At 41.1% G+C, this 6,334-nt stretch carries 5 protein-coding genes and 1 pseudogene; all 6 read right to left on the bottom strand.

The genetic code is table 11. The features are described 5' to 3' along the window. Positions 1 to 236: 236 nt before the first annotated feature. Positions 237 to 380, bottom strand: a pseudogene (locus tag HMPREF0106_RS26590) (nitroreductase family protein); the annotation flags it as partial. Between the two features lie 11 nt (positions 381 to 391). Further along, positions 392 to 3,139: a methionine synthase gene (gene metH, locus HMPREF0106_RS00300; protein WP_009041297.1), complete on the bottom strand. Its 2,748-nt coding sequence runs from the start codon at positions 3,137 to 3,139 to the stop codon at positions 392 to 394. A gap of 89 nt (positions 3,140 to 3,228) precedes the next feature. After that, a complete protein-coding gene (gene smpB / locus HMPREF0106_RS00305; protein ID WP_008643258.1) occupies positions 3,229 to 3,681 on the bottom strand; it encodes an SsrA-binding protein in 453 nt (150 codons plus the stop codon). A gap of 9 nt (positions 3,682 to 3,690) precedes the next feature. Next, complete coding sequence (locus HMPREF0106_RS00310) at positions 3,691 to 4,236, bottom strand: Yip1 family protein (protein WP_008643257.1); 546 nt, start codon at positions 4,234 to 4,236, stop codon at positions 3,691 to 3,693. A gap of 32 nt (positions 4,237 to 4,268) precedes the next feature. Beyond that, entirely contained in the window at positions 4,269 to 5,069 is an 801-nt protein-coding gene (locus HMPREF0106_RS25480; protein ID WP_009041296.1) for a hypothetical protein, read from the bottom strand. 82 nt (positions 5,070 to 5,151) lie between these two features. Beyond that, on the bottom strand, positions 5,152 to 5,652 hold the full coding sequence (locus tag HMPREF0106_RS00315; protein ID WP_008021714.1) for a DMP19 family protein: 501 nt from the start codon (positions 5,650 to 5,652) through the stop codon (positions 5,152 to 5,154). Positions 5,653 to 6,334: the final 682 nt, after the last annotated feature.

Below are 6,334 nucleotides of genomic sequence, written 5' to 3'. Positions count from 1 at the left end.
CAGCATAATCTAACTAAAATAACAGGAAAAACAGGAGAGGTTTTAACTTCCCCTAAAAAAGACATGTACATAATGCATGGGTGGGAAGGAAAAAATAAGAATATGTAAACAATATTCTACAAAAAAGATAGAAGACTGGGAGAGTTGAACGAAAAAATCAAGAGAAAAGCTCACGTAAAGCAAAGCTTTTCTCTTGATTTTTTAGAAAGAGGAACATTTACTGAATATCCCTAAGTACGCACACTTTTACGTGCGAAGATATTATCCAAAGCAGCATTTCCGGTTTCGGACGTTCCTTTTTCTTCTTTGGTAGAAGAACATGCGCTCATAGCAACAACTATTGCTGCAATCAGACATAAGAAAGAGAAAATCTTTTTCATTGTGATACTATTTAAAACAGATTCAACTTATTTTTCTGCGCCTCTTCCAATGAAACCGTTTCACGTTTCAGCAGACCGCTTTTTTCACGAAGCGCCTCATATTCGCTATTCAGTTCGTTCACCAATTCGGCTTTCAGCTGTGGATTCAATAATTTGGAAGCAACACTTGCATTCTGGGAAGCATCTTTCAGATGTACCACCGGAGCGTGATAGACAGGAGCAATCTTCAATGCCGTATGCATTTTCGATGTAGTGGCCCCACCAATCAGAAGAGGAATATCCAGTCCTGCTTTTTCGAGTTCCAAAGCCACATGCGCCATTTCTTCCAAAGAGGGAGTAATCAGACCACTCAATCCGATCATATCCACTTTTTCTTCAATGGCACGCTGCACAATGGTTTCCGCCGGCACCATCACTCCCAAGTCTACAATATCATAACCATTGCAAGCCATCACCACCGCTACAATATTTTTTCCAATATCGTGCACATCGCCCTTTACAGTTGCCAGCAACACTTTTCCAGCCGCGGCGCTTCCTTCCACTTTTTCCGATTCGATAATCGGCTGCAGGATAGCTACGGCTTTTTTCATCGTACGGGCAGTCTTCACAACCTGGGGAAGGAACATCTTACCGGCACCAAACAACTCGCCTACATAATTCATTCCATCCATCAACGGGCCTTCAATCACATCGACTGCTTTATCATAAAGCGGTAATGCTTCTGCCAAATCCTGTTCAAGGAAATCTCCGATTCCTTTCATCAAGGCATATTTCAAGCGTTCCTGAACGGATTCTTCTCTCCACGCATCTTGTTTGGCAGCTGGTTGTCCGGCAGTTCCGCTCATAGTTGCTTTCAGCGATTCCGCCAATTCTATCAGACGTTCCGCAGCGTCCGGACGACGATTCAAGACGACATCTTCTATCTTTTCCAATACATCGGTCGGGATATCACTATATAACACGGAAGTACCCGGATTCACAATCCCCATGTCCATTCCTTGCTGAATGGCATGATAAAGGAATACAGCGTGCATCGCCTCACGGATATAATTATTGCCACGGAAAGAGAAAGAAAGGTTACTGACTCCTCCGCTAATATGAGCACCCGGAAGGTTCTTTTTGATCCATGCGGTAGCTTCAATGAAATCTACGGCATAGTTATTATGTTCTTCAATCCCTGTGGCTACGGCAAGTACATTGGGGTCAAAAATAATATCATGAGGATTAAAACCTACTTTATCTACCAAAAGACGGTAAGCCCGTTCGCAAACTTCTATTTTACGGGCGGCTGTATCTGCCTGACCTTTCTCATCAAAAGCCATTACGACGGCGGCCGCTCCATATTGGCGGATGATACGGGCATGTTCGAGGAAAACTTCCTCGCCTTCTTTCAGAGAAATGGAGTTAACGATTGACTTTCCTTGCAGACATTTCAGGCCGGCTTCAATCACTTCCCATTTGGAAGAGTCAATCATTACCGGAACACGGGCTATTTCCGGTTCGGACATGATAAGATTCAGGAAAGTAGTCATCTCCTCCTTTGCATCCAATAATCCGTCGTCCATATTGACGTCAATCACCAAAGCACCATCTTCCACTTGTTGACGGGCGATGGAGAGAGCTTCATCATATTTCTTTTCGTTTACCAGACGGAGAAACTTACGCGAACCGGCTACGTTGCAACGTTCGCCGACATTTACAAAGTTAATTTCCGGTTTGACTTCCAATAGTTCAAGCCCGGAAAGCCACATACAATCCGGTGCAAGAGCAGGGACGTGTGGTTTAGCACCTTTCACGAGGGCGGGATATTCGGCAATATAGGCATCCGTCGTTCCACAACAGCCGCCAATGATATTGATTAGTCCTTCTTCGATATATTCTCTCACTTCGTGAGCCATATCAGCAGGTGTCTGGTCATACTTACCCAGGCTATTCGGTAATCCGGCATTCGGATAAGCACTAATATAATAAGGTGCACGAGCTGCCAGTTGTTCCAGAAATGGTTTCAATTGACGGGCTCCGAAAGAACAGTTTAAACCGACAGAAAAGATATTGGCATGTTGCACGGAAGCAAGAAATGCGTCCAATGTCTGGCCGGACAATGTTCGTCCGCCAATATCGGACACTGTTAGAGATAACATGACAGGGACTTCGACGCCTGTTGCTTTCATTGCTTGTTCGGCTGCAAAAACAGCAGCTTTGGCATTCAGGGTATCAAAGATTGTTTCGATCAGAATGGCGTCTACGCCACCTTCAAGCATTGCTTCCATCTGTTGCTGATAGGATGCAGCCAGTTCGTCGTAACTCAAAGCACGATAAGCCGGATTGTTCACGTCCGGGCTCATAGAGCAAGTCTTATTGGTTGGTCCCACAGAGCCGGCTACAAAACGCGGTTTATCGGGATTCTTTGCAGTGTACTCGTCGGCAAGATCACGGGCTAGTTTTACGGCTGCCAGATTCATCTCACGCACGTATTCTTCTACGTGATAATCAGCCATAGAAACTGTAGTCGAACTGAATGTATTGGTTTCGATGATATCCGCACCTGCTTCCAGGTATTTACGATGAATATCCTGAATCACGTCGGGACGTGTGAGACACAATAAGTCGTTATTCCCTTTCAACTGTCCGGGAATATGCGCAAACCGTTCACCACGAAAATCTTCTTCCTTGAGGTTATATTGTTGAATCATTGTACCCATTGCCCCATCCAGAATAAGGATGCGCTCGGATACGACTTGAGAAATTGTCTTTTTCATTACCCTATCACATTAATACCTAATTACCTACTCTGCCATCTTCTGCCAGACTCTTCGCAGTCTGGTGTTTATCTTATAGCGGCTTTTAGTTACCGCTTGAACATTCTTGCCATATCTCTACGGTCGTCTTTCTCCTTTATAGATTCTCGTTTATCGTATTCTTTCTTACCTTTCGCCAAAGCGACTACCAGTTTCGCCAAACCTTTCTCATTGATAAACAAGCGTACAGGAACAATCGTAAAGCCGGGATTTTTCATCTCCCGCTGAAGTTTCTCCAATTCTTTTTTATTAAGCAACAACTTCCTCTCTCTACGTGCCGTATGGTTATTGTACGATCCATAGAAATATTCGGCGATGTGCATATTCTTCACCCACAATTCGCCTTTCGTAAAATAGCAAAACGTATCTACCAGACTGGCTTTTCCCAAACGAATGGATTTTATTTCCGTACCGGTCAATACAATACCTGCTGTGTAGGTATCTATCAGCTCGTAATCAAACGTAGCCCGCTTATTCTTTATATTTACAGGAGGTTGTTTCATCTTTACTCATTAATTAAGTATAGCCGTCAGTCTATTAAACACGATCTGTATCACCGCCGGACATAGTATTAACAATACAGACGACAAAAGGGTGTATTTTAATCGTTGTTTTTCTTCTACTCCCATCAGTATAGGAACTCCCTCCCATACCACATAGACGATGTAGAACTGCAGCAACCAAGCAATAATTCTAAAATCAGGTAATAGTCCGGTTACTATCTGAAGCAGGAAAGACACAACCAATGCATATCCTGCAAACTGTTGTGTCAACGGCATATTGCTATGCAGACCAAACATCCTTGTTCCCATTTCATTGATGGCATAAGCTGCCAGAAAATAGCCACCGAACAGGGCTACAGCTACGGCACAACAATTGGTCATAGCTATCTGGAAACTTTGCGGACCTCCCCACCCATTCGTCAATAACGAACCGATGAATACGGACAGACCGCATAAACCAATCATAGGATAGACAAAAGCCATATATACTTTTCGCCTATCCTCTTCCATAGAAATTTCCTCCCAGGCCTTGGCCGGAGAGGAAATCAATTTCATTGCTATGTTAAATAGTTCCTTGTAGTTCAATGTTATTTTGCAGTATAACCTTCAACATTATATTCTTTCTCTGTGTACTTATCAGTATTTTCTCCTGTGATTTCAACAGAAGAACTACCTTCTTGAGTTACAACAACAATCTTTTGAGGGTTTTTTCCACCATTATCAGCTTTAAAAGAAGAGACTAAAGAACTTATATTGAATGCTTTATAGGCTTCATACGAATTATAAGTAACATTTACCGTCTTTTCTTTGTCAATAGTTTCCAATGAATTATGATACAAATGCAATTTCAATGTAGAATTTTTAACCTCTTCATCTTTAAGATAGGCCAACGTAAACGAATGCTGAGAAATATTTTCATATTTTTCTGTATAATAAGGAATAGGAATAACAACCCAATCTGAACCATACATCGAAGGTACAGCACCTTGATAATTACTTAGAGGTATAATTGTACGATTAGCTAAAGATTTACTAGCTTCCGTATCATATGAGCCAGTTGACACATTGCCATTTATTTTTACAGCAAAATTTACATCAACATAAATTTTAGATGTACTTTGGTCAACCGGTTGTGTTTCTGTATCATATTGAGCACTTAAAAATACAATATCACCAGGATTGGCATTCATCAAACTCTCGACTGTTTTATTTGATACAAAAGTAACCCCTCCCCCTGCTACTTGAAATTCACATTGTAGAAAATTACTCTTTAGAGTGATAATACCAAACACAGGAACAACAGTATTATCTTCCCCTTTCATACAAGAAGTAAAAGACACACTTGTTAATACCATCAAAGCCACCAAGAAAAATTTCACTTGTTTCATAAACATATTTTTTAGATTTTGCAAAGATATAAATTCTAATTCATAATTAATAAATGCAAGTACTTAAAAAATACTGCATCCGTTACTTTATTATTTTTGCAAAAAGTTCCAAATGATCATCTACGTAGCTTGCAATCAATGCTGTGACTTGTTCTTCCATCTCTAAATAGGCTTCTTCCAACTCATCAAAAGCTTCATATTGCTCGTACATAGCCATAAATTCATCATCCGTCCGTTCCTTTTCCAAATCTTTCCGGTTGGCATCAAAGATTTTCTTAGCCTTATAAACTAATTTCGAAAACTCTTCCGCTCCCCACAAACGCATCACTTTCGCAAACGGATTATCAAAGATATAACCACCATAGCCATTCTGAATCAATTGACAGAACCCGCCAACCATCATCTCATCACGAAAAATCTGATAAGCCAGCAAAGAATGTTGTTCTCCCGTCAACAGAGGCATCGTCTCCGCAGTCAATTCACCACCGATTACCTCTTTATATTTATCTGTAAACGCCTGGATAAATTCATCCATTCCTTCACCCGCAGCCTTTTGTAAGGCTGATTCTACAACTTCGATCATAATCTTCTTTATATAATGATGCAGCAAAGCTACGAATTTTATTCTACATCCAGTAATAATCCCTCCATAATCTTGCCAATCTTAACTTCATTATCCGTCCTCCACGTTCTTCACACGATCCATATCATCTCATTTACAGACACTTCCTGTGAACAAATCATATAAAACACGGTATTCACATCCTTCACAGAATATGTATTTCACAGTTTCACCACATAGTGAGAACCAATACTTGCTATATTAATAGAAACAGGCAAATAGCATATATATCCCGAATGAAAAGCAACTGTTTAATAACAGACGACTCCAGTCGGCTATCCAGTCAACTCTAGTCGACTAATCAGACAACGATAGTTGTCCGTAAGCATTCGGTCACGTGCGTGTTTGTTTCCCTTCTTTTCCTTCCTACCTTTGTGTCTTCATTACAATCTTAATCCATAATGTGTTCAGTATTAGTATTTTCTAGCGAAAGTGATAAACTACGTAGCCTTTTTTCCGAGTCTAACCATTTTGATTCGGTTCTTTTCATATTTGATGGTGGTCGTCGTTATAAAGTTTCGGCTTCCAGCCTTGGTATCCATTCCCCTCAGGACCTACTTCTCCCTTTAGGCCTTGGTCTTTTCCGTAGCAGTCCTTTCTGGTCCTATTACCTTTATCCCCAAGGTTGTAATTTCCATAAAGG

The organism is Bacteroides sp. D22, assembly GCF_000163675.1.
Taxonomy (GTDB): domain Bacteria; phylum Bacteroidota; class Bacteroidia; order Bacteroidales; family Bacteroidaceae; genus Bacteroides; species Bacteroides xylanisolvens.
Note: the sequence above shows the minus strand (reverse complement) of the source record. Positions and strands in the feature narration are given on the sequence as shown.